The sequence below is a fragment of the Kordiimonas sp. UBA4487 genome, assembly GCF_002389025.1.
GTDB lineage: Bacteria > Pseudomonadota > Alphaproteobacteria > Sphingomonadales > Kordiimonadaceae > Kordiimonas > Kordiimonas lacus.
Genome location: NZ_DGNR01000011.1, coordinates 40,461 through 66,444, shown reverse-complemented (window position 1 = coordinate 66,444; position 25,984 = coordinate 40,461). Strand labels below are relative to the sequence as shown.

Sequence of the window (25,984 nt, the reverse complement as noted above, 5' to 3'; positions counted from 1 at the left end):
AGTTTCCTAAATCAAGGACAATTCCTGGTGCGCCTTTCCGGGCGCACCGCAATTTTGCACAACACCAAAACAGCTAGCTGAGAGAAAACATGTCTGAAGTAAAAACAGAAAAAATGGGGTTCGAAGCCGAAGTTTCCCGCCTGCTGCATATGATGGTGCATTCGGTCTATTCGGACCGCGAGATTTTCCTGCGGGAGCTGATCTCGAACGCCTCTGACGCGTGCGACAAGCTGCGCTATGAAGCGCTGACGAAACCAGAGCTGGCATCTGGCGATTTCGGCATCTCCATCACGGCTGACGCCGACGCGAAAACCCTGACAATCGCCGACAACGGCATCGGTATGGACCGCGACGACCTGATCGCCAACCTGGGGACCATCGCGCGGTCAGGCACCGCCAATTTCGTGGACCAACTGACCGGCGACAGCAAGAAAGACATGCAGCTCATCGGCCAGTTTGGTGTGGGCTTCTACAGTGTCTTCATGGTGGCCGATATGGTGCATGTCACCACCAGGAAAGCGGGCGACGAGCATGCCTGGCTGTGGTCGAGCGCGGGTGAGGGCTCATACGAGATCGCCGAAGCCACCAAGGAAAATGCAGGCACCCAGATTGTGCTGCACCTCAAGGATGACGCCAAAGACTTCCTGGAGCGCTACCGGCTTGAGAAAATCATCACCACTTACAGTGACCATATCGCCGTGCCGATCACGCTGGCGATCAAGGGGGGCGATAAGAAAGACGACGACGAGGGCGATGAGCCCAAGGTGGTCAACGAAGGCTCCGCCATCTGGACGCGCCCGAAGAGCGACATCACCGACGAGCAGTATGCCGAGTTCTACCGCCATGTGGGCCACGGCTTCGACGACCCGTCTGTGACGCTGCACTATAAGGTCGAGGGCATGCAGGAATATACTGTTCTGCTGTTCGTACCCACCAAGCAGCCGATGGACCTGTTTGACCCCGCGCGCAAGAACCGGGTGAAGCTTTATGTGAAGCGTGTCTTCATCACAGACGACAGCGAAGACCTGCTGCCGGGCTGGCTGCGCTTCATGCGCGGCGTGGTCGACAGCCAGGACCTGCCGCTCAATATCAGCCGCGAAATGCTGCAGAACAACCCGACGCTTGAGCGCATGTCGAAAGCCATCACCAAGCGCGTACTCAGTGAATTCGAAAAGCTGGCGGAAAAAGACACCGAGAAATTCGAAGCCATCTGGGACGAATTCGGCGCGGTGATCAAGGAAGGCATCTATGAGGACTTTGAGCGCCGCGATGCCATTCTCAAGATCGCCCGCTTCAAGTCGACAGGCGTGGACGGCTGGACGACGCTCGCGGACTATGTGTCCCGCATGAAGGACAAGCAAAGCGCCATCTATTATATCACCGGCACGGACGCCGAGGCGGTGAAGCGTAGCCCGCAGCTTGAAGGCTTCCGTGCCAAGGGCATTGAGGTGCTGCTGCTGGCAGACCCTATCGATGATTTCTGGCTGCAGATGGCACCTGATTTTGACGGCAAGCCGTTCAAATCCATCACCCGCGGCGCGTCAGAGCTGAAAGACATCGCCGGCGACGATAAGGAAGACGAAACCGAGAAAGCCCCTGAGGGTGACCTGGCGAAGCTGACGGCGCTAATGAAGGAAGTCTTCGGTGACAAGATCAAGGACGTGCGCGCCTCTGACCGCCTGACGACAACAGCAGCGTGTCTCGTTGCGGACGACAGCGGCATGGACATGCATATGGAGCGCATCCTGAAGGCTCACAAACAGCTGGGTGCCGTGTCTGCTAAAATCCTTGAGATCAACCCGGGCCACGCGGTGATCCGCAAGTTGGCTGAAAAGGCCGGCGACAAGGGCGCGATCGATACGCTGGCGGACCCTGTGCTTCTGCTGCTGGACCAGGCGAAAATCCTCGAGGGCGACGAGCTGGATGATACCGCCGCTTTCGCCCGCCGCCTGTCCGCCGCGATGGAGAAGGGGCTGGCCTAATAGCCAGCTGCCAAAACGCAAACAGTCATGCTGAACTTGTTTCAGCATCCATGCACTACTTACCACCTGTGTGTGGGTCGAGAGATGGACCCTGAAACAAGTTCAGGGTGACACAGAGACAAAAGCCCCGGTGTTGCCGGGGCTTTTTTTATGCTGGAAGTTTGCGCATCTTCAGGCCGGTCACCTGATTGCGTTTGCGCGCTGTTACTTCAAACTCGAATCCGTGGAACTCGAACTTCTTGCCAACGATCGGGATCGTCTCGGCTTCATGGATCACCAGCCCCGCAACCGTGATGGCCTCGTCGTCCGGCAGGCGCCAGTCGAACATGCGGTTCAGGTCACGGATTGGCACCGTGCCTTCCGCGCGCACCCAACCGTCCGACAGCAGCTTCACGCCGGGCACTTCAAAGTCGTGCTCGTCGGCGATATCGCCCACGATTTCTTCCAGGATGTCTTCCAGTGTCAGCAGCCCCTGGATGGCGCCATATTCGTCCACCACCAGCGCGAAGTGGGCCTTGCGCTCAAGGAAGGCGTTCAGCTGTTCACGGAGCGTGGTGGTTTCCGGCACGAACCAGGGCTTGACCATGATGCGTTTGATGTTCACCCGCTTGGACATGGCACCAGCGCGCCTCAGCGCCCGCAGCAAGTCCTTGGCGTGCAGCACGCCAATGATGTTTTCCGGGTCGCCTTCATAGACGGGCAGCCGTGTGTAGGTGCTGGAGACCACAGCGGTGATGATCTCGTCGGTGCCCATGTTGATATCCAGCGCTTCCATGGCTGACCGGTGCACCATCACATCCTCAACGGTGACGTCATTGAGGTCCAGGATCGAGCCCAGCATGTGGCTGTCCTCTTTGACCAGCCCGCCTTCCTTATGGTGCAGGTTGATGGTGCCGCGGATCTCATCATGGGCCGACAGCACGCTTTCCATGTTCGAGATATCGATGCCGAAAATCCTCAGCGTCAGGCGTACGATCTTCTGCACAAGCGCAACAACCGGGGCAAAAAGCGCCACGATCAGGCTGATAAACCAGCTGACCTTCAGCGCCATATTGTCTGGGTTGGCGATGGCGTAGGACTTGGGCAGCACTTCGGCGAAAATCAGCACCAGCGCGGTCATCACCAGGGTGGCATAGACCACGCCCTGTTCGCCCACCATGTTCATGAACAGGCTGGTTGCAAGCGCGGACGCCAGGATATTCACCAGGTTGTTGCCCAGGAGGATCGCGCCGATCAGGCGCTCTGGGTCATCGGTCAGGCGGGACACACGCTTCGCCCGCTTGTTGCCGTCCCCCGCCATATGGTGGATGCGAGCGCGGGAGGAAGCAGTCAGGGCTGTTTCAGACCCTGAAAACATACCCGAAAGTCCCAGAAGGACGAAAATGATCCCCGTGGTGATCCAAAAATCGGTATCGAAGAGAGAAGCGGCTGCCGCTGTCTCGTCCATGGTATAGCTCCAATTCAAGTGAAGAAAAGTCCCTCGCATAGGCTCGGTGTACTTTTCTTCAGATAGAATAAAGCGAAAACAGGGTTTGAGGCGGCTCTGCCCCTTGTTTTCAACTTTTCTCCAATATTGATCCATCCAAAGATGGATCAACTGACTGTCAAAGTAAATCCGGGTCGAAGAACCGCTTTGAGGACCGGATTTTCCTTATTGTCCGGGAAAAAGTACACTGAGGCATGGCCGAAGGACTTTTTCACGCGTCCCCACATATGGGCTATAAGCCGCGACCGTCAATAGAGTCCTCTATTACAGCTTTGATGATATCAAGGTCCACGCCTTTATGCGTGGCCGCGCCGCCAATGGGGCCCAGGATGAAGACAATCTCGCCGGCGTCGACTTTCTTGTCCTGGCTCATGTGGGCCAGCAGCGTGTCGGCGTCCAGGGATTTGCCAATCTGGCTGGCGGTTGCCATCATGTTGACGGACTTGAGGTGCGCCAGATAGCGCGCAAGGTCGCCCTTGGGTGCGAGATCCATACGCACACTGGTGTCCAGCGCCATGGCCATGCCGATGGCCACACCTTCACCGTGCAAGAGCGTGCCGTCATAGCCGCACTCGGCCTCAAGCGCGTGCCCGAAGGTGTGCCCCAAATTCAGAAGCGCGCGCTTGCCGGCCTCGAACTCGTCTTCGGCCACAATGCGCGCCTTGGCCTCGCAGCTTTTGGCTACTGCATAAGCTTGCGCTTCCCGGTCGCCGGTGCGCAGGCGCGCGCCATTTTCTTCAAGCCAGCTGAAGAAGTCAGGATCATCGATCAGGCCGTATTTGACCACTTCGGCGTATCCCGCCTGCAGTTCGCGCGCGGGCAGGGTGTCCAGCACTTGCAAATCAAGCACCACCATCTTGGGCTGATGAAAGGCGCCCACAAGGTTCTTGCCGAAGGGGGTGTTGATGCCGGTCTTGCCGCCCACACTGCTGTCGACTTGCGCCAGGAGGCTCGTGGGCACCTGGATGAAATCCATGCCGCGCCTCAAGACTGCCGCCGCGAAACCTGTGATGTCGCCGATCACGCCGCCGCCGAGGGCGATCAGCGTGTCCTTGCGCTCAGCCCCCAGTTCCAGAAGCTGGTTCGTCAGTTTCTCGAAGTTGGCGAAAGATTTGGTCGCCTCGCCCGCAGGCAGGATGATGGCGTCGGATTTGATACCGGCGTTGGCCAGCGATTTTTCCGCCGCCGCCAGATGCAGTTTGGCGACATTCTCGTCCGTGATGATGATAGCGCGTTTCTGCTTTAATATGGGCCCTACCAGTGTGCCCATTTGTGCCATGATTCCCACGCCGATCTGGATGTCATAGGCGCGGTCGCCCAGGTCGACAGGCACGGTCTTCAGGATGCCAGTCGCTGTGCTCATGCTGCTTTCCTTGCCTTCAGCGCCTCGAGGATGCCGGCCACCACATCTTCGTGTGGCCCGCTGGAACTGGCCACTTTCATATCAGCCTGTGCGTAAAAAGGCGCGCGCTCAGCGGCCAGGCGGGTCAGGATTTCCTTGGGATCGCCGGTCTTGAGAAGCGGGCGGGTGTCGCGCCGGCCGGTGCGTTCCACCAGCACTTCAATGTCAGCGTCCAGCCAGATGGACAGGCCTTTGTCCTTTATGAGGCCCCGGGTTGCTTCATTTATGAAGGCGCCGCCGCCGGTCGCTACCACTTGGGGCCGACCGTCCAGAAGTCGCTCGATCACCCTGCGTTCGCCAGAGCGGAAATCAGCCTCACCGAAGCATTCGAAAATCTCCGCCACGGACATGCCGGCAGCCTTTTCAATCTCATGATCTGAATCGACGAACGGCAGGTTGAGCTTGCGCGCCAGGCGCCGGCCCACGGTGGTCTTGCCAGCCCCCATCAGACCAACCAGCACAATCGTGCGGTCGACACCATATTGGCGTGCCACCGACTGCTTTTTTGCCTGATTTTTTTGTTTCGCGTTCGTCATGCTTCGCTCTTTACACAGCCCGGCCCGCTTCGCCAACGGTTTTATGGGAAACCAATACCTTATTTCTGCCTAAAAGAATGACCAATGTGTTTTTCACAACCCTTCCTCTTGCTGGCGTGGCTGGACTTGTGCGCTGGGCCATCATATAAGACCAACAGGTAAGGCAAGGTTACTTGAAAGACCAAAGGGAGTTTCATGTCGAAATTAACGCAGATTTTGCTGATTGCCGGTGTGCTGGTAATCGTGGGCGGTGCCATTTTTCTGATGACCTGGGACATTCCGGCACCTTCCGAAACAGTGACCAAAACACTGAGCAATGACCGTTTCCCGGCATAAGGCTCGCGCCGCCGCGCGGGTGGCAGACATGACAGCAATCAGGCGTCTGATGGCCGCGATGCTGATGGGCGGGGCTATTGCCGCGCTGGCTGCTTTTGACGTGCGCGCCCAGCAGGACGCGGAAAGTGACACTCAGGATGCCCAGGAACAGTCTGAAGAGCAGCCGCAGGACGCCCAGCCAGCCGACACTGCCTTGGAAAGGCCAGCGGAGAGAACCGACGGTCGCTTCTTCCTTGGCCCGCGCCCTGCGCTGAAGCGCCAGGTGGGGCCAGCCCTTGGCGCCCCCCGGTCAATCTTGCCACAACCTTATGTGCCGAAGGGTACCATTGAGGTGCCGCCAGCCCCCCAAACCGAGACTATGGATCAACCGGCAGATATGACATCTGACCTGGTTGAGACCCTGCCAGACACCGAACAGCCTCTGGCTGATGACGCCGCTGGTGAGGGCCACTTGGGTCAAGCCATTCCTACGCCCGATACAGATATTTTTGCAGGCGCCCTGCAGACGCTTGACCCAAGCGGTATCGCGGTGCTGAGAGGCCCTGGCGCTTACCCAAATGATTTTTGGGCCGGCTACAGCCGCGAGGCCGTTCAGGCGGAACTCAAGAAGTTTGCTCAGCCCAGCAAAACACCGGCAATGGTGAAGGCCGCACGGCGTATGGCGCTGTCTGGCTATTTGCTGCCGGCGCCGGCAGGTGACACTGAAATTGAGGCCTTTATTCGGGCGCGCCTGGATGTTCTGGCAGCGCACGGTGATACGGAAGGCTATCTGGCGCTACTGGGCCGGTTGACGCCGGACCATGACTGGTCCGGCCTCGCACGCGATATTGTTGACGGCCACCTCCTGGCTGGCCGGATTGAAGATGCCTGCGCGATTGCCGCACAGGAACGCGCCGACAGCAACGATGCTTTCTGGCTTCGGATGGCAGTGTTCTGCCGTGCCGTACAGGGCGACCGGGTCGGGGTGGATTTCAACCTTGGCATTCTCGAGGAAGTCCAGAGTGTCCAACCCACTTTCTATCAGCTGACCGACCAGATTTTGGTGGAGGCCGAGCAGGCGGGTGGAACTGTGCTGACCTCCGGCATGGTATTGTCGAGCATGCTTCGGGTTGATGTGCTTGAGGCTACCATGGTGCGGTTGGCGAAGGTGCAAGTCTCTGCACTTGATATGACCGACGCGAAGCCGATGGCGGCAAAAGCCATGCTTGGCATTCCGGGTGTTGCGCCGGAAGCCAAGCTGCAGCTGATCGCCCGTGGTCTGTCCGAAGGCTGGCTGGGTGCTGGCGTGCTGGTGGATTACCTGCGGGCTGTGCCGCCTGCTGCTCCGTCAGACGTGGACACGCAAGCCCTGATGCAGGAAGACATGAGCTTCGACGGCGATATGATGCTGATTGCTGAGGCTATGGCTGGCGCGGATGAGACGGTTCGGACTGAGGCGATGGCGGCACTTAAACGCCGCGCGGAGAGCCCGGATAAGGCGCTCTATCTGTTGCCGGTGCTGGATTATCTGCAGGCCGGGCAGGCGGACGATGCTGCGATGGCAGCGCGCCGGATCCGCGCGGCGCTGCTGGAAGGTGACTTTGAGCAGGCTGATGGTCTTTTCACTACCCTCAGGGCTGGCCAGGCAGGTGACAATACCGCAAAAGATGCTGTGCTTGAAGGTAGCTGGCCGCTCATGGTGGCAGCAGGGTTTACTGGTGCGCCTGAGGTAACACCAGGACGCCTGCGGGCCTGGTGGGGCCAGCAAGGCGAAGATGACGACAGGTTCGCGCATGCGGCCATTCTGTTCACCACCCTGGAGGCGCTTGGGCACACTGTGCCGGAAGACATCTGGGCGATGGCCGAACAAGGCGAACCGCAAGTTGCGGGGCCAAGCATGTCGCCCGCCCATTGGCGACGGCTTCTGGTGATGCAGGCGCAGGGTGACAAGGCCGGGGTACTGTCACTGGCTTATGCCACCACGGCCGACGGTACGGCGTCAGCGTCCTATGCCGGGTCGCTCATCGGTGCGCTCAGGGAACTGGGCCTGACCACAGAAGCGCACCAGTTGGCGGCGGAGACCTTGGTCCGGTGGGGCCTGTAGACAGTCATGTCTGATGCCTCGCTGATTGATCAGTTTCTTGAGATGCTGGCGGCGGAAAAGGGGCGGGCCAAAAACAGCCTGATGGCCTACCGACGCGACCTCGAGGACTTTTCCGAACATACCACCAGCAAGCTGGCGTCCGCGGGTGCGCAGGATATCCGGGATTATCTCTCGGGCCTGCACCGGCGGGGGCTGAAGTCTGGGACTGTTGCGCGGCGTCTCTCGGCGCTCCGGCAATTTTATCTGTTCCTGTATTCGGATGGTTTGCGCACGGATAATCCGGCCAAGAATATCGAAAGCCCACGGCCAGAACAGAAGCTGCCGAAAGTTCTCTCGGAAAGCGATGTGGACCGGCTTCTGGATACTGCAGAAGCGCAGGCTGATGCGGGCGGGTTGGGCGAAAAGCGCCTGCATGCGCTCGTTGAAACACTCTATGCCACAGGTCTGCGCGTCAGCGAACTCGTGACCTTGCCAAAGCGTGCTGTGGGGCCGGACACCACCATGATCATGGTGCGCGGCAAGGGCGGGCGCGAACGGATGGTGCCCTTGGGTGACAAGGCAAGGCATGCATTGATGGCCCACATGGAAGTGGTGCGCACCTCGCCTTATAAAGATTCACCTTACCTGTTCCCCTCCCGCGGCAAGGAAGGCTATCTGACCCGCCGCCGCGTAGGGCAGTTGATGAAAGACCTGGCGGTCGCGGCAGGCGTGATGCCTTCAGCCGTTAGTCCGCACAAGCTAAGGCACGCGTTTGCAACGCACCTGCTGGCGCACGGGGCGGACCTGCGCGCCGTGCAGCAAATGCTCGGCCACGCTGATATTTCTACCACGCAAATCTATACCCATGTGCTGGAGGAACGGCTCAAGAGCCTGGTGCTGACCAAGCATCCGATGAGTGACTAATTGGCAAAGCGGTCTAGCTTATCCGGGGGAAGGGGAGCTGTATGATCAAGAAAATTGCAATGTCGGTGGCTGCGCTGCTGGTGCTGACCTACCTTGGCTTCTGGCTGGCGGCACCCGGGACGGGCAACCCGGCACAATATCAGGCACTGGCTGGAGACTATGACGTACGCATCGTGCGCGACCGGTTTGGCGTGCCGCATATTTTTGGTGAGCGTGATGTGGATGTCGCCTTTGGCCTGGCGTTCGCCCACGCGGAAGATGACTTTGCGACCATTCAGGATGTGGTTCTGGCCACCCGCGGCAAGCTGTCGACGCTCCATGGTCCCGATGCTGCCAAAACCGACTATCTGATCCAATGGATGGATGTGTGGAGTGTGGTGGACGCAGGGTACGAGAGCCGCATCAGCCAGGCGACGCGCGATCACGCCGAAGCTTATGCCGCCGGGCTGAATTTCTACGTGTCTGAAAACCCTGATGGTCTTGCACCGGGCCTACTGCCCTTCACAGGCAAGGATATCGTCGCCGGTTTCACTTTCAAGACACCGCTCTTTTACGGCTTTGACCAGGTGGTGGCCAAAGTGGCCGAAGGCGAATATGGCACCGGGCTTGATAAGGTCGCCAGCCTGATGGTGACAGACGCACCCCAGCCGGAGTTGGGCAGTCAGGGCGTGGCCATCGCGCCCGAACGCTCTGGCGACGGCGCCACGCGCCTTCTTGTGAATAGCCACCAGCCACTTACCGGCCCGGTGGCCTGGTATGAGGCGCGTGTGAAATCGGGCGAGGGCTGGGATATGGCAGGCGGCACCTTCCCGGGCTCGCCGATCATTCTGCACGGCACTGGCCCGACGCTAGGCTGGGCCAATACGGTCAACAAGCCGGACCTTGTGGATGTCTATCAGCTGACCCTTAACCCGGAAAACGCGAACCAGTATAAGCTTGATGGTGAGTGGCGGGATTTCGAGATTGAAGATGCGACAATCGATGTCACCTTCTGGGGGCCGATCCGCTGGACCTTCCGTGAACCCATCTACCGGTCCGCCCATGGCCCGGTGTTCAAGTCAGAGAAGGGCGCCTTTGCCGTCCGCTGGGCCGGGATGAACGAGATGCGCACGCTTGAAGAAATGATCGCGCTCAACAAGGCGCGCTCTCGGCACGATTTCGAAGCCGCTCTTGCCATGATGGCCATGCCCAGCATCAATTATGTCTATGCCGACAAGGCGGGCAACATCGCCCACTATTATAATGCCATGATGCCGAAGCGGCCCGAAGGAGTGGATTGGTCCAGCCTTGTGCCGGGAGACCGCTCCGACCTGATCTGGCAGGGCTATCACGCGTTCCGGGATATTCCGAAAACGGTAAACCCACCCTCGGGTGCCGTGTTCAACGCTAATAATTCGCCTTTCGTGGCCACGGATGGGGATGGTGGCGCACAGCCTGCGGATTATCCCAGCACCATGGGGGTCGAGACGCGGATGACAAACCGGGCCTTGCGCCTGCGCGAATTGCTGACGGATGCGGAGCAGGTTTATGACCATACGTTCCAGTCGATCAAATACGACAATGCCTATTCTTTCCGCGGTGAGGAAAAGTCAGTTGCGTTCACGGTCTGGCACGAGGTGACGGGGCTTGAGTTTGAAGACCCGGCGCTTGAAGAAGCCCGTGACTTCCTGTTTGGCTGGAGCCTGACCACAGACGCATCCAACGACCATGCCGCGCTCGGGGTGTTGACAGTAAAGCCCTTCATTATGGCCGATATGCGGGGCGAGCCCCGGCCCGACCTTCGACAGGCGTTTGAAGACGCTGTGAAGCTGCTCAAGGACAATTTCGGGCGGCTGGACGTGCCTTGGGGGCAAGTTAACCGGCTGGTGCGTGGCAATGAGAGCTGGCCTTTGTCGGGCGGGCCGGATGTGCTGCGGGCGGTCTACGGTGAATGGAATGATGACGCAGGGCATCTTGAAGCCACGGCGGGGGATAGTTACATCATGTTTGTGGAGTGGGGTGAGGACGGTGCGCAGCATGTGCGCACGGTGCATAATTTTGGCAGCGCGACGCTGGATGCAAGCTCCCCCCATTATGCGGACCAGGCGCCACTGTTTGCGTCTGGGCGCGAGCGAGTGTTGCCACTAGATATGGTGGCGCTTGAGCAAGAGAAAACAAGCGAAAGGCGCCTTGGCGGGGCAGGAAACTGAGAACTTGACATAGCAAGTGCAATCAAGGATTTTGCGCCCCTCGGCGAAACATGGTTTACTGGGTCCATGAACAAGTCGCCTCAAAAAACGGATACGAATGATATGATGACGTTTCTAGAGTTTGAGAAGCCAATTGCTGAACTGGAAGGCAAGATCCGCGAACTGCGCAGCTTCAAGGGTGGCGCTGACATCACCGCGGAAGTCGGCCAGCTCGAGACCAAACTTGGTAAGCTCCTCAAGGAAACGTATGCAGGGCTGACGCCCACGCAGAAGATGCAAGTGGCGCGGCACCCTGAACGCCCGCATTTCCACGACCTGATCGGCCATCTATTTGAAGATTTCACACCGCTTTCCGGCGACCGCTCCTTCGGTGAAGACGAAGCGCTTGTGGGTGGCCTTGCCCGCTTCCGCGGCGAAGCCTGTGTGGTCATGGGCCATGAGAAGGGCTGGGACACGGAAAGCCGCATCAAGCATAACTTCGGCATGGCGCGCCCTGAAGGGTACCGTAAAGCCATCCGCCTGATGGATATGGCCGACCGGTTCGGCCTGCCGGTGCTGAGCCTTGTAGACACTTCTGGCGCCTACCCTGGCGTGGGTGCCGAGGAACGCGGCCAGGCGGAAGCCATCGCGCGCTCCACAGACAAATGCCTGGGCCTTGAAGTGCCAATGGTGACCTGCATCGTGGGTGAAGGCGGCTCTGGTGGCGCAGTGGCAATCGCGGCTGCCAACAAGGTGCTGATGATGGAACATGCCATCTATTCTGTGATTTCGCCTGAAGGCTGTGCCTCGATCCTGTGGCGCACCAACGACAAGGCCAATGAAGCGGCTGTTGCGCTGAAGATCACAGCGCAGGACCTTCTGAAGCTGGGCGTGATCGACGAGATTGTTGCCGAACCGCTTGGTGGTGCGCACCGCGATACTGAGCGTGCCATGAACATGCTGGGTGATGCCATGGAGCGTAGCTTGCGTGATATGTCGGGTGTTGATGGTGGCCGTTTGAAAGAACTTCGCCGCGAAAAATTCCTGGCGATTGGCGATAAAGGCCTCGCATAACCGCGACTCATTGAATTCCGTGAAGTTGAGAGCAGGTAGGGTGTACAGCGTGCAACCCTAGCTGTCACACGTCTGTCATAAAAACACTAGATATTGGGGACTTAAATTTTCTCACCACTTTATCTTGACGAAAATACCCGTTCGACCTTATCCTACAAATCTCGCGGCGATACAGCGACTCGAACGGGGGAGTTCGGTCGAGCGCTTCGCTAAGTACATACAATAATTACGAAAAGTCGATTCGTTCGACTTTTGTTCTTTGCTCGGGCACAATGGGGTGTTTCTCGAGACGAAGAAGGAGTCAGTACCGCATGGCTAGGGCGGACAAGGGAGATATGGGCACAATGTTTGAGGTCACTCAGTTTGAGCATGGCGGGCCGGTCGAAGTGGACCGCAGTCGCGATGCACTTCTCACCGATTTCGGGAAAGCAACGCTTGAGGATCGCTACTTGATGCCTGGCGAGAGCTATCAGGATTTGTTTGCTCGTGTTGCGTCCTACTATGGTGACGATGCGGCTCATTCGCAGCGGCTCTATAACTATATCTCGAACCTGTGGTTCATGCCCGCGACACCTGTTCTGTCGAATGGTGGCACCAACCGCGGCCTGCCCATCAGCTGCTTCCTCAATGAAGCGCAGGACAAGCTCTCGTCCATCGTGGACCTGTGGACAGAAAACGTCTGGTTGGCGTCCAAGGGCGGCGGCATCGGGTCTTACTGGGGCAACCTGCGTTCGATCGGCGAAACAGTTGGCGGTGTTGGCAAGACCAGCGGTATCGTGCCGTTCGTGCGCGTGATGGACAGCCTGACACTGGCGATCTCCCAAGGAAGCTTGCGCCGTGGTTCTGCGGCCATCTATCTGCCCATCAGCCATCCGGAAATCGAAGAATTTATCGAGCTGCGCCGTCCAACTGGGGGTGACCCGAACCGCAAGACGCCAAACCTGCACCACGGCATTCTGGTGACCGATGCCTTCATGCGTGCCGTTGAAGCGGACGAAGAGTGGGTGCTCACAAGCCCGAAAGACGGTCATGCCGTACGTTCCGTGTCTGCTCGCGGCCTGTGGATTCGCCTGCTGACTGCCCGTGTTGAAACCGGCGAGCCCTACATCATCTATTCAGACACAGTGAACCGCCAGATGCCAGAGCATCACAAGCTGGCGGGCCTGACGGTGAAGACGTCGAACCTGTGCGCGGAAATCACGCTGCCGACGGGTCTTGACCATCTGGGTAATGAGCGGACAGCTGTGTGCTGTCTCTCAAGCCTCAACCTCGAGCACTATAAGCAGTGGAAAGACAACAAGGACTTCATCCCTGACGTGATGCGGTTCCTGGATAACGTGCTGCAGGACTTTATCGACCGTGCGCCAGACGAAATGGCTAAGGCGCGCTACTCAGCCATGCGCGAGCGCTCTGTAGGTCTGGGTGTGATGGGCTTCCACAGCTTCCTGCAGGACAATATGATCCCGTTCGAAAGCGCCATGGCGAAAGCCTGGAACAAGAAGATATTCAAGCATATCGAAGGCGAAGTGGACCGTGCGTCGGAAGCACTTGCGTTCGAACGCGGCCCATGCCCGGACGCAGCCGATTATGGCATCATGCAGCGCTTCTCCAACAAGACGGCGATTGCGCCTACGGCTTCCATCTCCACCATCTGTGGCGGGGCGAGCCCGGGGATCGAGCCAATCGCAGGCAACAGCTATAACCAGAAGACCCTGTCCGGTAACTTTATCGTTCACAACCGCGCCCTGAAGCGGCTGCTGAAAGAAAAGGGTCAGGATACCGACGAGATCTGGACGTCGATCACGATCAATGAAGGCTCTGTGCAGCATCTGGACTTCCTGACCCAGGAAGAAAAAGATGTGTTCAAGACCGCGTTTGAACTGGATCAACGCTGGGTGGTTGAACTGGCAGCCGACCGGGCCTGCCACATCAGTCAGGCCCAATCGGTGAACATCTTCCTGCCGGCGAACGTGCACAAGCGCGACCTGCACCAGATTCACTATCAAGCCTGGAAGAAGGGTCTCAAGAGCCTCTATTACTGCCGTTCCAAATCCATCAGCCGGGCTGAGGTTGTGGCAACGGGCAGCTACAAGAAAAAGGCCAAAGGTGAGGTGCAGCTGGAACTGGGTTCTGGCGGCACGACCGATTATGAGGAATGCCTTGCCTGCCAGTAAAGTCTGCTGCGGGCATCAGATAAACCATGAGAAGGCGTGCCATAGCGGCGCGCCTTTTCTTTTGCCAGAAAAGGGATGGTTTAATTATTGCGGCGGGACAGGTGTGCGTGAACCGCCAGGATGGCAATCACAGCAATCAGGAAAGTCAGGAACAGTCGGACGCAAATGCCGCCTAGTTCAGAGGTAACCGCCTGCCTTTCATTGAAGCTGACCCGGATTTCACCCGTGGCTTCCGACATGCTTTCCGGCAAGACCAGTTCACGAGATACTTCGGTGTCCAGCCCGACAAACAGGCCAACAATAGATTGAAGCATGGAATACTTAGCGCCGCTGGAGCGTTTGGCTTCCCCAAGCACTACATTATGGTCTTCGAAGATTCGGGCTTCTGTGATGAAGCGATGTTCCAGAAGGCCACCGGCAATATCGTGAGCGAGCTCGGCATCAAGGATAAGGACAGCGCGTGCCGCCGGTTTTTCAAGCGACATGATCAAGCCTTCGACCCCGGCTGCGGTCCGGCCCTTGGCTTGTTGCACTTCCAGGAAAAACTGAATCAGCGTCAGGATAACAGCCGCGAGGGCTGCAAAAAGGATCGCCTTTGCAGTGATGCCGCCGAGCACACTGTTGGTATTGCTCTCGTTCACATTCCTAGCCCTTCCAAGATTGACGTCATTATCAGGTGCATACGGGCGAATGATCAATAGGTAATTTTTTCTGTCCTGCTGCGTGCCGGCTCTTGCCCCTTAACTGTACTATTGATTCGCCGCTTTTGCGCCCTTTCCCGATTATAGCGGCAAGACTTTTTTTTACCAAATATTGTGTCTCTTAAATTCCATTCTACTAATTGAAGGGCTATACTGCCGCCACGCAACATATGGGCAATATGAAATTCAACAGCGTTAAGAGTGGGAGGCACGGTCAGTATGGCTGAAGCGGCGACTGTAGAAACATTCGAACCGACAGGACTTTTGGAAGAACGGCACGTCTATAAGCCGTTCCGGTACCCCTGGGCATATGAAGCCTGGCTGACACAGCAGCAGATTCACTGGCTGCCGGAAGAGGTACCCCTGGCGGAAGATGTGCGCGATTGGGCCAGAAAACTGACTGATTCGGAAAAGAACTTGCTGACGCAGATTTTCCGTTTCTTCACCCAAAGCGATATCGAGGTGAATAACTGCTACATGAAGCATTACACCAAGATATTCAAACCCACCGAAGTGCAGATGATGCTGTCGGCTTTCTCCAATATGGAAACCATCCATATTGCGGCCTACAGCCACCTCCTGGACACGCTGGGCATGCCGGAGACGGAATATTCGGCCTTCCTCCGTTACAAGGAGATGAAGGACAAATATGACTATATGCAGCAGTTCAACTCGGATGATCTCAGGTCTGCGGCTGTTACACTTGCGGTGTTCGGTGCCTTCACCGAGGGCCTGCAGCTGTTCGCAAGCTTCGCGATGCTCCTGAATTTCCCGCGCTTCAACAAAATGAAGGGCATGGGGCAGATCATTACCTGGTCTGTGCGTGACGAGAGCCTGCACTGCAACAGCATCATCAAGCTGTTCCATACACTGATGAAGGAGCACCCCGACCTGTGGGACGACCGCATGCGGGACGAGTTGACAGAAGCGTGTAAAACCATCGTGCACCACGAAGATGCCTTTATCGACCTGGCCTTCGGTATGGGTGCGATTGAGGGCCTGACAGCTGAGGAAGTGAAGCAATATATCCGCTATATTGCCGACCGCCGCCTGAACCAGCTTGATCTGGATGAGGTATTTCACGTGGAGAAGAATCCGCTGCCATGGCTCGACAGCATGTTGAATGCAGTAGAACACACCAACTTTTTCGAAAACCGGGCGACCGAATATTCTAAAGCGGCCACCCAAGGCTCGTGGGAGGATGCGTTCGAATAGGCCCGAACGCACTAAGCCCGGAAGGGCAAAACTGGTCACAAACCCGGATCAAAGAAGCGCTCGAGAGAATCTCGGGCGCTTTTTTCATGACATTCACGAAAAGAAACAATAAGAACAAATAGAGAACAATTGTAATTCATGGGGGACGTGATGAGCTTGCAGTATCTTCAATCAACTTTTCTGACATTCGACCAGCTTTCAGAGCTTACCGGGGTTGAACCGGCGCGGTTGCGAGGATTGATCAAGGCAGGATGCCTTCCCGGCCCGGCCTACCGCGTGGTCGGGGAATGTGTGATTTCTTCGATTTTTGGCGACCATGCAGATGCGGTTGAGCTGCAGTTTTTTCCGCGGTCCTATGTTGCCAAGGTAAATGGGCTTGTACAGTCGGGCCTTCCGGATGATGAGCTGGCCAGAAGGGAAAAGCAGGATTTCTTCGCTCAGTATGTCGAGACACTTGTGGCGTTGCGCGTGCACACCTTTGGGCTGGACGCGCTTTATGGTCAGGACGGTCATGTGGGCGGTGCGGAAGCTGAAGCCCTGCTTGAAAAAGAATGGCTGGCCTATCTTGATGGGGCTTATGGCTTATGTACGGGCTCGGCCTCTGCAGAAGAAATCGCAACCAAGGAAGCCATGATTGCCAAGATCAAATTTCTGATTGCAGCAATCGAGACCGGGGGAGCTGGTACGCTTCTGGCAGAACTGGAGCAAGCGGTTGATCTGCTGGATCAGGTATCTGCACCGTTTGCACCCCATGAAGTGGCGCGCAGTTCACGCGAAACATATATCAACCAGGTCCGCGCACGGTATCTGGCGCAGGTGGCATAAAAAAAGCGCCCGGCGGGGACCGGGCGCTTCAGTATCAGGCACCAGAAAAGGGGAGGTCTAGTCGTCCAGGGTGGCAGCGAGGATTGCCAGCCCGGTTGCGACGAAAACCGCGGTGCCCAAGTCATCGCCCTCTATTTCATAGTGCTGGTTTCGTGCCAGCGGAGGGCGATGGGTGTGGTGGCTATACTCAGAACTCAGGCCATAGTCGCCACCACGACGTGAATATTGGTCGTAATCTGCCTGGCTCAGCCGGGTCGCCAGATTCAGGTAATAGTGATCAACACCATTTCGGATCTTGTGCGCGAGCGCACGGCCAAGGTCTTCTGCGGCCTCATTGCGGACCTCGCGGGCCACGTGGCTGCGGTACTCCGGCGTGTTGCGGGCGAACAGCTTGGCGACACCACTGGACGGCATATGACGGGTCGACACAATGCCGCAATTGGTGTGTGCCACCAGGTCAGTGCCGTAGCTGAAGTTCTCAGCCGAGCGCAGTTCGATAAAGTCGGTGTCACGGCCATACCCATGCATGGCAATCTTGATACCGTATGACGCGTAAGCTTCGCCCTTTTCCTTCACCTTGGTGTAGTAGGCTTTTTCAAATCGGCCGCAGCGACCACCTGTGTTACGCGCACGCTTCTTGTATTTTTTGTCTTTCCGGTCCGTATCGGTCACGCGGAACCCAAAGCGGTAGTTTTGCTCGCGGGCACGCACCACCATGTCGGCTTGATGACGATCGCGCACAAATTCCACATAATTGGGCAGGCCATAGCGCAACTGTTTGAATGCCCGGGCCTCAAATTCTGTCAGGCCGGCTTCGCGGCGCTCATCCTTGCTGTCCACATCGACGAACACCCGGATGGGATGGCTGGTGCGGAATATTGCGCTGTCGGGGTCGTAGGATGGCAGGTCACGAAGATCACGGTGATCGGCCTCAGCTGCACCACCAAGCGCCAGTGTCGCTGCAGCGGCCAAAAGAATGGCGGTTTTTCGTTGTGCTGTCATAACTCGGTCTCCTCGTCTTATGGAGACACAATAGCCATGCCTTGCTTACGCCACCCTGAGCCGTGTGTTCATAAATGGTTCATCTGCATGTGGAGGGTCTAAGTGATTGGAAATAATAAAAAAGCGGGCTTTTTAGCCCGCTTTTATCAGCTTTTAACCTTGCCGTTTGCCCCTAGAAGGCGCCGTGGCAATGCTTGAATTTCTTGCCCGATCCACAAGGGCAGGCGTCGTTGCGCCCAACATCAGCAAAGGGATTTGACGCGGGGCGAGACGCACCCATCATGCCGCCCCCCATGCCGGACACGTCACCGTGGCAATGTTTGAATTTCTCGCCGGAGCCGCAAGGGCAGGGCGCATTCCGCGGCACGTCACCCCAGGTTGAGGTGTCATTCGGGTTGAAGCCGCCACTTGGCGCAGGGCTGCCCACGGCCACTTCTGGTGAAGGATGGCTCTCCTGGAACACGGAAGGCGGTGTCGGTTCGAGATCCTCGGGGCGAACCTGTGGTGCCAGTTCAATACGGCCCAGCAGTTGAGTTGTTTCCTCGCGGATGTGGTACAGCATGCCTTCAAACAGGGTAAAGGCTTCCGTCTTATACTCGTTCAGAGGGTCGCGCTGGCCGTAGGCGCGCAGGCTCACGCCCTGACGCAGGTGGTCGAGATTCTGCAGGTGTTCTTTCCATTCCTGGTCCAGAACCTGAAGCAGGATGCTTTTCTCGATGTCCTTTTCCCACATGCCGAAGCCGGTTTCCGGGTCGGCTGTGCCCGTCATCTCGTTGATACGTTTGGCTTTCTCAGCCATAACTTCATTGACGGCTTCTTCGAGGCGCTCGATGATCACATGATCGTCCACGCCTTCCTCAGCCGCCCAAGCGCGAACGTCAACATCAAGATTCAGCTTGGTTCTCACGTCTTCGTCCAGGCCATCGATATCCCACTGTTCAGGGTATGATTTTGGCGGGATGCGGGTTTCCACAATATTGTGGACAACGTCCGCGCGCATATCCTTGATGGTCTCTGAAATCTCTTCAGCATCCATAACTTCGGTGCGTTGTTCGTAGATGGCGCGACGTTGGTCGTTCATCACATCGTCGAACTTCACCAGGTTTTTACGGATGTCATAGTTGCGGGCTTCCACCTTGGACTGGGCTTTCTCGATTGCCTTGTTGATCCACGGGTGGATGATGGCCTCGCCTTCCTCAATACCAAGGCGCACGAGCATGGCGTCCATGCGCTCAGGTCCGAAAATGCGCATCAGGTCATCCTGCAGCGACAGGAAGAATTTGGTGCGGCCCGGGTCACCTTGGCGGCCCGAACGGCCACGCAGTTGGTTATCGATGCGTCGGCTTTCGTGCCGCTCGGTGGCGACAACATAAAGGCCGCCCGCCTCGAGTACCTTTTGCTTCTCTTCCTCGACTTCCCTACGGATGCGCTCAGAGATTTCCTTGATCTTGGCTTCGTCTTCAATGCCTGCCGTTTCATCGGCGATACGCAAGTCTGCATTACCACCCAGCTGGATGTCAGTACCCCGACCTGCCATATTGGTGGCAATCGTTACGGCACCGAGACGACCGGCCTGGGCAATGATGCCGGCTTCCTGTTCGTGGAAGCGGGCGTTCAGAACCTGGTGCTTGATCTTCTTCTTCTTGAGATAGTCCGAAAGCACCTCGGATTTCTCGATCGACACTGTACCAACCAGAACCGGCTGGCCCTTGTCCTGTGCCTCGATGATGTCCTTGACGATGGCGTCGAACTTTTCCTTGCCGGTGCGGTAGAATTCGTCGTGCTCGTCCACCCGGGCCACAGGAACGTTGGTCGGGATCTCGATGACGCCCAGGCCGTAGATGTCGCCAAACTCTTCCGCTTCCGTGGAGGCAGTACCGGTCATGCCGGCCAGTTTGGGATACATACGGAAGTAATTCTGGAAGGTGATCGACGCCAGCGTCTGGTTTTCAGGCTGGATCTGGACACCTTCCTTGGCTTCAAGCGCCTGGTGCAGGCCGCCCGAATAGCGCCGACCGTCCATCATGCGGCCGGTGAATTCGTCGATGATCACCACTTTGTCGCCCTTGACGATATAGTCTGTGTCGCGCTCGAACATGGTGCGCGCCTTGAGAGCCTGGTCTACGTGGTGAACGATTTGGGTATTTTCATAATCGTAAAGGTTTTCAGCTTTAAGGAGTCCCTGGTCTGCCAGGATTTTCTCCATCTTCTCGTGGCCGTCTTCGGTCAGCGATACATGCTTGGACTTCTCGTCCTTTTCATAGTCGCCTTCACCCAGTTCGGCCACCAGCTTGTCGATGGTGAGGTATAGCTCTGACTTGTCTTCGGTCGGGCCGGAGATAATCAGCGGGGTCCGGGCTTCGTCCACCAGGATACTGTCCACTTCGTCGACGATCGCGAAATGGAAGGGCCGCTGGACCATCTGGTCGCGGTGCGTTTTCATATTGTCGCGCAGATAGTCGAAGCCAAGTTCGTTGTTGGTCGCATAGGTGATGTCACACCGGTAAGCTTCGCGGCGCTCTTCGTCGGTTTTCCCTGGCACCACAACACCCGTGGTCATGCCCAGGAAGCCGTATACCTTGCTCATCCATTCGGCGTCACGTTCGGCCAGATAGTCGTTCACGGTAACCACATGTACGCCCTTGCCGGGCAGGGCGTTCAGGTAGGCTGCCAATGTTGCTACCAGGGTTTTACCCTCACCGGTTTTCATTTCGGCGATCGAGCTGTCGTTGAGGACCATGCCGCCAATCAGCTGTACGTCATAGTGCCTCAGGCCCAGTGACCGGGTCGCGGCTTCGCGGACAACAGCGAAAGCTTCAACCAGAAGGTCGTCAACGGTCTCGCCCGCTTCCAGCCTGTCCCGGAATTCTTGGGTTTTTGCCTTGAGGGCCTCATCTGAAAGCGCTGTCATCTCGTCGGCAAGCGCGCCAATGGCTGCGACTTTAGGCTCAAGTTTACGGAGATAACGTTCGTTTGCGGACCCAAAAATCTTTTTGGCGAGTGTGCTTAATCCCAGCATATTTCTTTCCTGGCCTGCCCCTGGCTTCCTAGCTCTGACATCACCGGTCACTGTGTTGGTGCGCGCTGCGCGGCCGGCCGTACTGTGATCCCTGAGGGAATGCGTTACTGACTTTATAATTATATGCAGTTTCACAACTACAAGAGTGCAGGCACAGATAAGTATCATGCCAGCGTCTGTCAACTGGTGCGGCACCTTCTCGCGGGGAATTGACTGTTTCGGGCGTGATTTCTTGCCGATTGGCAAATCAACGGGCATGATGCGGCAAAATAAATGGCATTGATTGAGGATAATCGCATGGCCGAGTCTAAAGTGTCCCCCCTTGCCCCAGAGGGCTTTCCAAACCTTTTACCTGTCCCAGGTGTCGAAATGGGTGCAATGCACGCAGGCTTCCGCAAGCGCGAGCGTCCGGACCTCCTGTTTGCGGTGATGTCGGAAGGGTCTGTGGCGGCGGGTGTTTTCACTCGGTCCAAGGCGCCAGCGGCGCCTGTTGACTGGTGTCGGGATGCGCTTTTGAAATCTGGCGGCAAGGTGCGGGCGCTGATTGTCAACGCGGGCAATGCCAACGCCTTTACCGGCGAAAAGGGCATGAAGGCGACCGTGAAGTCGGTAGAAACAGCGGCAGCGATTGTTGACTGTGCGCCTGAAGAGGTGCTGGCCTGTTCAACCGGCGTGATTGGCGTGCCGCTGAACGGTGACCTGTTCGAAAGGCCGCTGAAGGCTATCAAGGACGGCATGTCCGGTTCCATGTGGCGGGAAGCGGCCGGTGCCATCATGACCACCGATACCTATCCCAAAGGCAGTTGCAGGGTAGCCACCGTCGAAGGCCGCCCAGCTGTCATTTCCGGCATCGCCAAAGGCTCCGGCATGATCGCGCCCGATATGGCCACCATGCTGGGATTTGTGTTCACCAATGCGGCGCTGACCCATGGTTGCCTGCAAAAAATGCTGGCCGACGCCACGGACCGTACATTCAACAGCATCACTGTGGATGGGGACACCTCCACAAACGATACTTGTATTGCGATTGCGACCGGTGCTGGCGCGGCTTATGACCCGATTGACGATCCCGATGACCCGCGCCTCGCAGATTTTCGGGCCAAGTTCGACGAAGTAATGACCGATCTTGCACAACTGATTGTGCGGGACGGTGAAGGCGCCACCAAATTTGTCGCCATCACGATCGAAGGCGCTGAAGACGATGCGGCCGCCCGGGTGATCGGTAAGTCAGTGGCCAACAGCCCGCTGGTGAAAACCGCTATTGCAGGTGAAGACCCCAACTGGGGGCGTCTTGTGGCGGCTGTTGGCAAGGCGGGCGAAGCGGCAGAGCGTGACGTGTTACAAATCTGGATCGGGGGCCAGCATGTGGCCAAGGCAGGCTGTGTGCACCCTCGATACAGTGAGCCGGTGGCTGCGGAACACATGAAGGGCCAGAATATCGATATCCGCATTGATGTGGGCGTTGGTGAAGGTACTGCTACGGTCTGGACGTGTGACCTGACATACGACTATATCCGCATCAATGCGGATTATCGCAGCTAGGACGAATTTTCCACAAGCTGACAAAATACACCCGGTGGTTTCTGCCGGGTGTTTTCTTTTGCGGGCGTAACTGCATGAAATTAAACAGCTATTTCTCTGGCATGACTCTTGTATCAGGTAAGGCGTGGGGTACGTTGAACCGGAGTTTGCTGGAGAAGAATGATGCCAACCGTCAATCTAGAGTTACAGATGAAGTTCCTGACGGAATTGAATGAGGCACTGACCGATGCTTTGGACCGCTATGCTGATGAGGGTGCGGACAAACTGGCAGAGCTGAATTACATGAAGCAGGAAGTGGCCAGGGCACGCCTTGTGATTGCCGAGCGCATGGACCATGACGATGACGACAAGAAGTCTGACCGCCGGTCACGCCGTGTGGCTGCTGGATTTCAGGAAGCTGCCTTTAGCTAAACGGGCCGGAATGCCGGTTCGGACAAAGTTGTTGTGCCAGTCCAACTAGCTACTGCTTGTTGGGGTGGCTGCCTGTGTCTGGTCGCTCAGCATAGCGAAAATTTGTTGCACCAGATCGCCAATCGATCCCCATCCTGCAGCAAGACCAAGGGCTGCTAAACCGATCAGCAGCCCATATTCAACGGCTGTCGCACCATGGCGATCCTGCCATAAGGCATCTTTCAGCCCGCGTAATTTTACCGCGACTGTTCTGAACACGATTACAACCCCATAGTTTTAATCCGCGCTATAAGCAGCATAAGCCTCTGCGCCAAACCTAAACAAGTTGTTAAAGCTTGAATTTGGCTAAAAGTGTGTTTACCCGTAGCCACCATGATTGATGATTGTCCAGAACCTAATGTGAAGATTGACGCAGGTCTGCCAACAGTCCTGGTGGCAGCGATTGCGCTTATTGATGTGGATGGCCGTGTGCTTATCGCGCAGCGCCCCGAAGGCAAGGCAATGGCCGGGCTATGGGAATTTCCAGGCGGAAAGGTGGAGGAGGGCGAGCTGCCTGAGGCTGCCCTGATCCGCGAATGCAAGGAAGAGCTGGATATCGATATCACCGCTGCATGCCTGGCGCCCTTTGCCTTCGCGTCCCATTCCTATGAAAAGTTTCATCTTCTGATGCCGCTGTATCTGTGCCGGAAATGGGAAGGCCTTGTGCGCGGTATGGAAGGCCAGGCTTTCAGGTGGGTGAAAATCCGGGATCTGGGGGAATACCCAATGCCGCCGGCGGATGATCCGCTCGTAGCCATGCTGCGGGATTTCCTTTGAGCCTTGAGGTGCTGGAAAGCCTGTTGCGCAGTGACAAGGCTGCAATGACGGCACTTGAGGCTGTTCGTACCGCCGGCCCTGAAGGCGCCTATATCGCCGCAGGCTTCATCCGTAATCGCTACTGGGACAGCTTGTATGATCCCCAGCCTCAGTTTCCAGAGGCAGACGTGGATGTGATTTATTTCGACGCGACCTATGACCTCAAAACTCGCGATCTCGCCTATGAGGCTTCGCTGAAGCTGGTAATGCCGGATGTGGACTGGCAGGTGCGCAACCAGGCACGCATGCACACATTCGGCGGCCACGATCCATTCCAGGATACTGAAACAGCTTTGCGCCACTGGGCGGAAACAGCAACAGGCATCGGTGTACGCCTTTCGCCTGACGGGGCTTTCGAGTGGCTTACCGCTTTCGGGTTTGATGACCTTTTCGCCCATATCCTCAGGATCACTCCTGTGATGAAAGACAATGATCCGGAAGGGTTCGAGGCACGCCTACAGGCCAAAGGCTGGCTGAAACGCTGGCCGAACCTGAAGGTAGTCCGGGACTAGGCCTTTTGGGGCGGTTTGCCAGCCTTGAGGGCGTCGGCCAAATTCACTTTGCCGCTACCGGGCTTCAGGGGCTTCTGCTGGCTCTCGTGCGGGTGCCAGCCGGTCATATACATGATCTGGAAGGTGGCAGGCACACGTCCGTCTGCCATGCCGAATTTGGCCTGATAGATTTCGCAAGCACGCATCAAGACGTCGCGGCGCAAGAAACGCCTGCTGCGGGCCTGCATGGCGTTGGCTTCGCCCATGCCGCGCAGTTCCTGCATCAGCTTCAGCGGGTGCTCGTAGGTTACGGTGATCGTGTCCATGTCAGTGACCGGCAGGGCAAAGCCCGCGCGCTGAAGCAGGCTGCCCAGGTCGCGTACGTCGGCGAACGGGATGACGCGCTGGCTGGCGCCGCCTGTGACTTCCGCCTCGGCGGCCAGAAGGCTATGGCCCAGCTCATGCAGTGTCTCACCGCCAAACAGGGCTGCCATGAAAAGTCCGTCAGGCCTCAAGGCGTGGTTGGCCTGCACCATCAGCCCCGGCAGGTCGTTGACCCAGTGAAGCGCCAGGTTGGATATCACGAGATCACAACTCCCTGGTGCCACATCAAGGGTGCCGTCGGTCGCAGGCGCTGTCTGAACGCCCTGGCCTGTGTGGGGCGCAAAGTTGCCACCAATATCCAGCACTGTACCAAAATCTCGGTTGATGTCCGCCAGGCGGTCCGCCATCCGGTCGGCAATTTCCTCGCGCAGGAAATCGAAATCCGGCCCCATGGCACGGCCACGCACCCTGTTGCGCTGAACCGCGACCTGGTCAAACAGATTGATGTCATTTTGCTCGGTGCTCATGGGCTTTGACATAAGCGAGCACCCGCGCCAGTGCAACTGGTTTCATCTCGTGTTGCCTGCTAAGCTCACCCCATGAAACAGATGGGGGCACAATCGGTATTCAGGAAGCTTGGCAGCGGGGTGGTGGATTTTCTGCTGCCGCCGCGGTGCCCGGCCTGTGGTGAGCGCATCCTGTCACACGGCCATTTGTGCGCGGCCTGCTGGCAGGACCTGTCGCCCATCGCTGCACCCTGGTGCGCGTCGTGTGGCTTGCCGTTCGAGGTGGATGTGGGCCCGGATGCGCTGTGCGGCGCCTGCATGAAAGACCCTCCAGCTTTCGACTGGGCGCGGGCAGCGGTGTCTTATGAAGCGCTGGGGCGTGACCTGATCATCCGAATGAAGCATGGCGGCGCCGGGGCCAGCATTCCGGCGTTCGTGACAATGATGGCGCGGGTGATCCCATCCGACATGCAGGCTGACCTGATCATCCCTGTGCCTTTGCACCGGTGGCGGCTGCTCAAGCGTCGCTTCAACCAATCCCAGTTACTGGCAAAAGGCTTGGCCGGAAAGCTTGGCTTGCGCGCTGATCCGTTTTTGTTGGAGCGCATGCGGGCTACTCCAAGTCAAGGCACGCTTGACCGAAAGGGGCGGCGCAAGAATGTGCGCGGTGCTTTCCGTGTGCCTGTCAGCCGGTCTGGCCAGCTTGCCGGCAAGCGGGTTCTTCTGGTGGATGACGTGCTGACAACCGGGGCTACGGCATCAGAATGCGCGAAGGCGCTCAAGAAAGCTGGCGCCAGCCATGTTGGGGTTGTGGCTTTCGCGCGGGTGGGGCAACCAGTTCGCAGTTAGCTCCCAGTGTTGTGAAGCGGGGAATACCTTTAAATCTAGCGTGTTTTCGCTTACATAAGGAGCGAATCCAGAGTGCCGGGAAGGCAACGCTGTTTGAAGT

Annotated in this window: 22 protein-coding genes; 14 read left to right on the top strand and 8 right to left on the bottom strand. The window is 57.5% G+C overall.

All coding sequences use genetic code 11. The features are described from left to right. The first annotated feature begins 89 nt into the window (after positions 1 to 89). Positions 90 to 1,982 carry a molecular chaperone HtpG gene (htpG, locus tag B3Z17_RS05790; protein ID WP_286828947.1) on the top strand — a complete coding sequence of 631 codons (1,893 nt, stop codon included), beginning with the start codon at positions 90 to 92 and terminating at the stop codon, positions 1,980 to 1,982. Between the two features lie 148 nt (positions 1,983 to 2,130). Here the strand turns inward: htpG and B3Z17_RS05785 are convergent, their stop codons facing one another. The 3 genes from B3Z17_RS05785 to B3Z17_RS05775 all read right to left on the bottom strand — a co-directional run bounded on the left by B3Z17_RS05785 (position 2,131) and on the right by B3Z17_RS05775 (position 5,406). Next, the gene (locus B3Z17_RS05785) at positions 2,131 to 3,429 is read right to left on the bottom strand and encodes an HlyC/CorC family transporter (protein WP_286828946.1); all 1,299 of its coding nucleotides are present in this window, start codon (positions 3,427 to 3,429) and stop codon (positions 2,131 to 2,133) included. 271 nt (positions 3,430 to 3,700) lie between these two features. After that, a complete protein-coding gene (gene aroB / locus B3Z17_RS05780; protein ID WP_286828945.1) occupies positions 3,701 to 4,831 on the bottom strand; it encodes a 3-dehydroquinate synthase in 1,131 nt (376 codons plus the stop codon). Beyond that, positions 4,828 to 5,406 carry a shikimate kinase gene (locus B3Z17_RS05775; RefSeq protein ID WP_068307976.1) on the bottom strand — a complete coding sequence of 193 codons (579 nt, stop codon included), beginning with the start codon at positions 5,404 to 5,406 and terminating at the stop codon, positions 4,828 to 4,830. The genes aroB and B3Z17_RS05775 overlap by 4 nt, the downstream gene beginning before the upstream one ends. A gap of 195 nt (positions 5,407 to 5,601) precedes the next feature. On the opposite strand from B3Z17_RS05775, the gene B3Z17_RS05770 reads away from it, so the two are divergent. The 6 genes from B3Z17_RS05770 (at position 5,602) to B3Z17_RS05745 (ending at position 14,144) form a co-directional block, all read left to right on the top strand. Then, positions 5,602 to 5,742, top strand: coding sequence for a hypothetical protein (locus B3Z17_RS05770; RefSeq protein WP_169794405.1), 141 nt, complete (start codon positions 5,602 to 5,604; stop codon positions 5,740 to 5,742). A gap of 28 nt (positions 5,743 to 5,770) precedes the next feature. Then, on the top strand, positions 5,771 to 7,825 hold the full coding sequence (locus B3Z17_RS05765; protein ID WP_286828944.1) for a hypothetical protein: 2,055 nt from the start codon (positions 5,771 to 5,773) through the stop codon (positions 7,823 to 7,825). Positions 7,826 to 7,831: 6 nt separating this feature from the next. Next, positions 7,832 to 8,728 (top strand): site-specific tyrosine recombinase XerD, encoded by an 897-nt coding sequence (locus B3Z17_RS05760; RefSeq protein ID WP_068307973.1) that lies wholly within the window; start codon positions 7,832 to 7,834, stop codon positions 8,726 to 8,728. Between the two features lie 41 nt (positions 8,729 to 8,769). Then, on the top strand, positions 8,770 to 10,917 hold the full coding sequence (locus tag B3Z17_RS05755; protein ID WP_286828943.1) for a penicillin acylase family protein: 2,148 nt from the start codon (positions 8,770 to 8,772) through the stop codon (positions 10,915 to 10,917). A gap of 102 nt (positions 10,918 to 11,019) precedes the next feature. Beyond that, positions 11,020 to 11,970: an acetyl-CoA carboxylase carboxyltransferase subunit alpha gene (locus B3Z17_RS05750; RefSeq protein WP_068307967.1), complete on the top strand. Its 951-nt coding sequence runs from the start codon at positions 11,020 to 11,022 to the stop codon at positions 11,968 to 11,970. Between the two features lie 335 nt (positions 11,971 to 12,305). Next, a complete protein-coding gene (locus B3Z17_RS05745) occupies positions 12,306 to 14,144 on the top strand; it encodes a ribonucleoside-diphosphate reductase subunit alpha (RefSeq protein WP_349680301.1) in 1,839 nt (612 codons plus the stop codon). An 80-nt stretch (positions 14,145 to 14,224) separates the two neighbouring features. Here B3Z17_RS05745 and B3Z17_RS05740 read toward each other — a convergent pair whose 3' ends face one another. Continuing rightward, positions 14,225 to 14,785 (bottom strand): hypothetical protein, encoded by a 561-nt coding sequence (locus B3Z17_RS05740; RefSeq protein ID WP_068307963.1) that lies wholly within the window; start codon positions 14,783 to 14,785, stop codon positions 14,225 to 14,227. A 279-nt stretch (positions 14,786 to 15,064) separates the two neighbouring features. Here B3Z17_RS05740 and B3Z17_RS05735 point away from each other — a divergent pair, with 279 nt between their 5' ends. Together B3Z17_RS05735 and B3Z17_RS05730 are read left to right on the top strand one after the other, a co-directional pair. Next, a complete protein-coding gene (locus B3Z17_RS05735) occupies positions 15,065 to 16,060 on the top strand; it encodes a ribonucleotide-diphosphate reductase subunit beta (RefSeq protein ID WP_286828941.1) in 996 nt (331 codons plus the stop codon). 150 nt (positions 16,061 to 16,210) lie between these two features. Continuing rightward, complete coding sequence (locus B3Z17_RS05730; protein ID WP_286828940.1) at positions 16,211 to 16,885, top strand: DUF6058 family natural product biosynthesis protein; 675 nt, start codon at positions 16,211 to 16,213, stop codon at positions 16,883 to 16,885. A gap of 57 nt (positions 16,886 to 16,942) precedes the next feature. Here B3Z17_RS05730 and B3Z17_RS05725 read toward each other — a convergent pair whose 3' ends face one another. After that, entirely contained in the window at positions 16,943 to 17,887 is a 945-nt protein-coding gene (locus tag B3Z17_RS05725; RefSeq protein ID WP_286828939.1) for a hypothetical protein, read from the bottom strand. Between the two features lie 172 nt (positions 17,888 to 18,059). Next, a complete protein-coding gene (secA, locus tag B3Z17_RS05720) occupies positions 18,060 to 20,906 on the bottom strand; it encodes a preprotein translocase subunit SecA (RefSeq protein WP_286828938.1) in 2,847 nt (948 codons plus the stop codon). Between the two features lie 297 nt (positions 20,907 to 21,203). On the opposite strand from secA, the gene argJ reads away from it, so the two are divergent. Beyond that, positions 21,204 to 22,448: a bifunctional glutamate N-acetyltransferase/amino-acid acetyltransferase ArgJ gene (gene argJ, locus B3Z17_RS05715; protein ID WP_286828937.1), complete on the top strand. Its 1,245-nt coding sequence runs from the start codon at positions 21,204 to 21,206 to the stop codon at positions 22,446 to 22,448. 162 nt (positions 22,449 to 22,610) lie between these two features. Next, positions 22,611 to 22,859 carry a hypothetical protein gene (locus B3Z17_RS05710; RefSeq protein WP_139167406.1) on the top strand — a complete coding sequence of 83 codons (249 nt, stop codon included), beginning with the start codon at positions 22,611 to 22,613 and terminating at the stop codon, positions 22,857 to 22,859. Positions 22,860 to 22,904: 45 nt separating this feature from the next. Here B3Z17_RS05710 and B3Z17_RS05705 read toward each other — a convergent pair whose 3' ends face one another. Beyond that, on the bottom strand, positions 22,905 to 23,117 hold the full coding sequence (locus B3Z17_RS05705) for a Flp family type IVb pilin (protein WP_068307945.1): 213 nt from the start codon (positions 23,115 to 23,117) through the stop codon (positions 22,905 to 22,907). 159 nt (positions 23,118 to 23,276) lie between these two features. On the opposite strand from B3Z17_RS05705, the gene mutT reads away from it, so the two are divergent. Both mutT and B3Z17_RS05695 read left to right on the top strand, forming a co-directional pair. Next, positions 23,277 to 23,675 (top strand): 8-oxo-dGTP diphosphatase MutT, encoded by a 399-nt coding sequence (gene mutT / locus B3Z17_RS05700; RefSeq protein WP_068309330.1) that lies wholly within the window; start codon positions 23,277 to 23,279, stop codon positions 23,673 to 23,675. 23 nt (positions 23,676 to 23,698) lie between these two features. Then, positions 23,699 to 24,226: a nucleotidyltransferase family protein gene (locus B3Z17_RS05695; protein ID WP_286828936.1), complete on the top strand. Its 528-nt coding sequence runs from the start codon at positions 23,699 to 23,701 to the stop codon at positions 24,224 to 24,226. Here B3Z17_RS05695 and B3Z17_RS05690 read toward each other — a convergent pair. Further along, complete coding sequence (locus B3Z17_RS05690; protein WP_286828935.1) at positions 24,223 to 25,068, bottom strand: methyltransferase domain-containing protein; 846 nt, start codon at positions 25,066 to 25,068, stop codon at positions 24,223 to 24,225. The two genes, B3Z17_RS05695 and B3Z17_RS05690, sit on opposite strands and share 4 nt — an antisense overlap. A gap of 60 nt (positions 25,069 to 25,128) precedes the next feature. Here B3Z17_RS05690 and B3Z17_RS05685 point away from each other — a divergent pair, with 60 nt between their 5' ends. Further along, positions 25,129 to 25,884: a ComF family protein gene (locus tag B3Z17_RS05685; RefSeq protein WP_286828934.1), complete on the top strand. Its 756-nt coding sequence runs from the start codon at positions 25,129 to 25,131 to the stop codon at positions 25,882 to 25,884. Positions 25,885 to 25,984 lie beyond the last annotated feature (100 nt).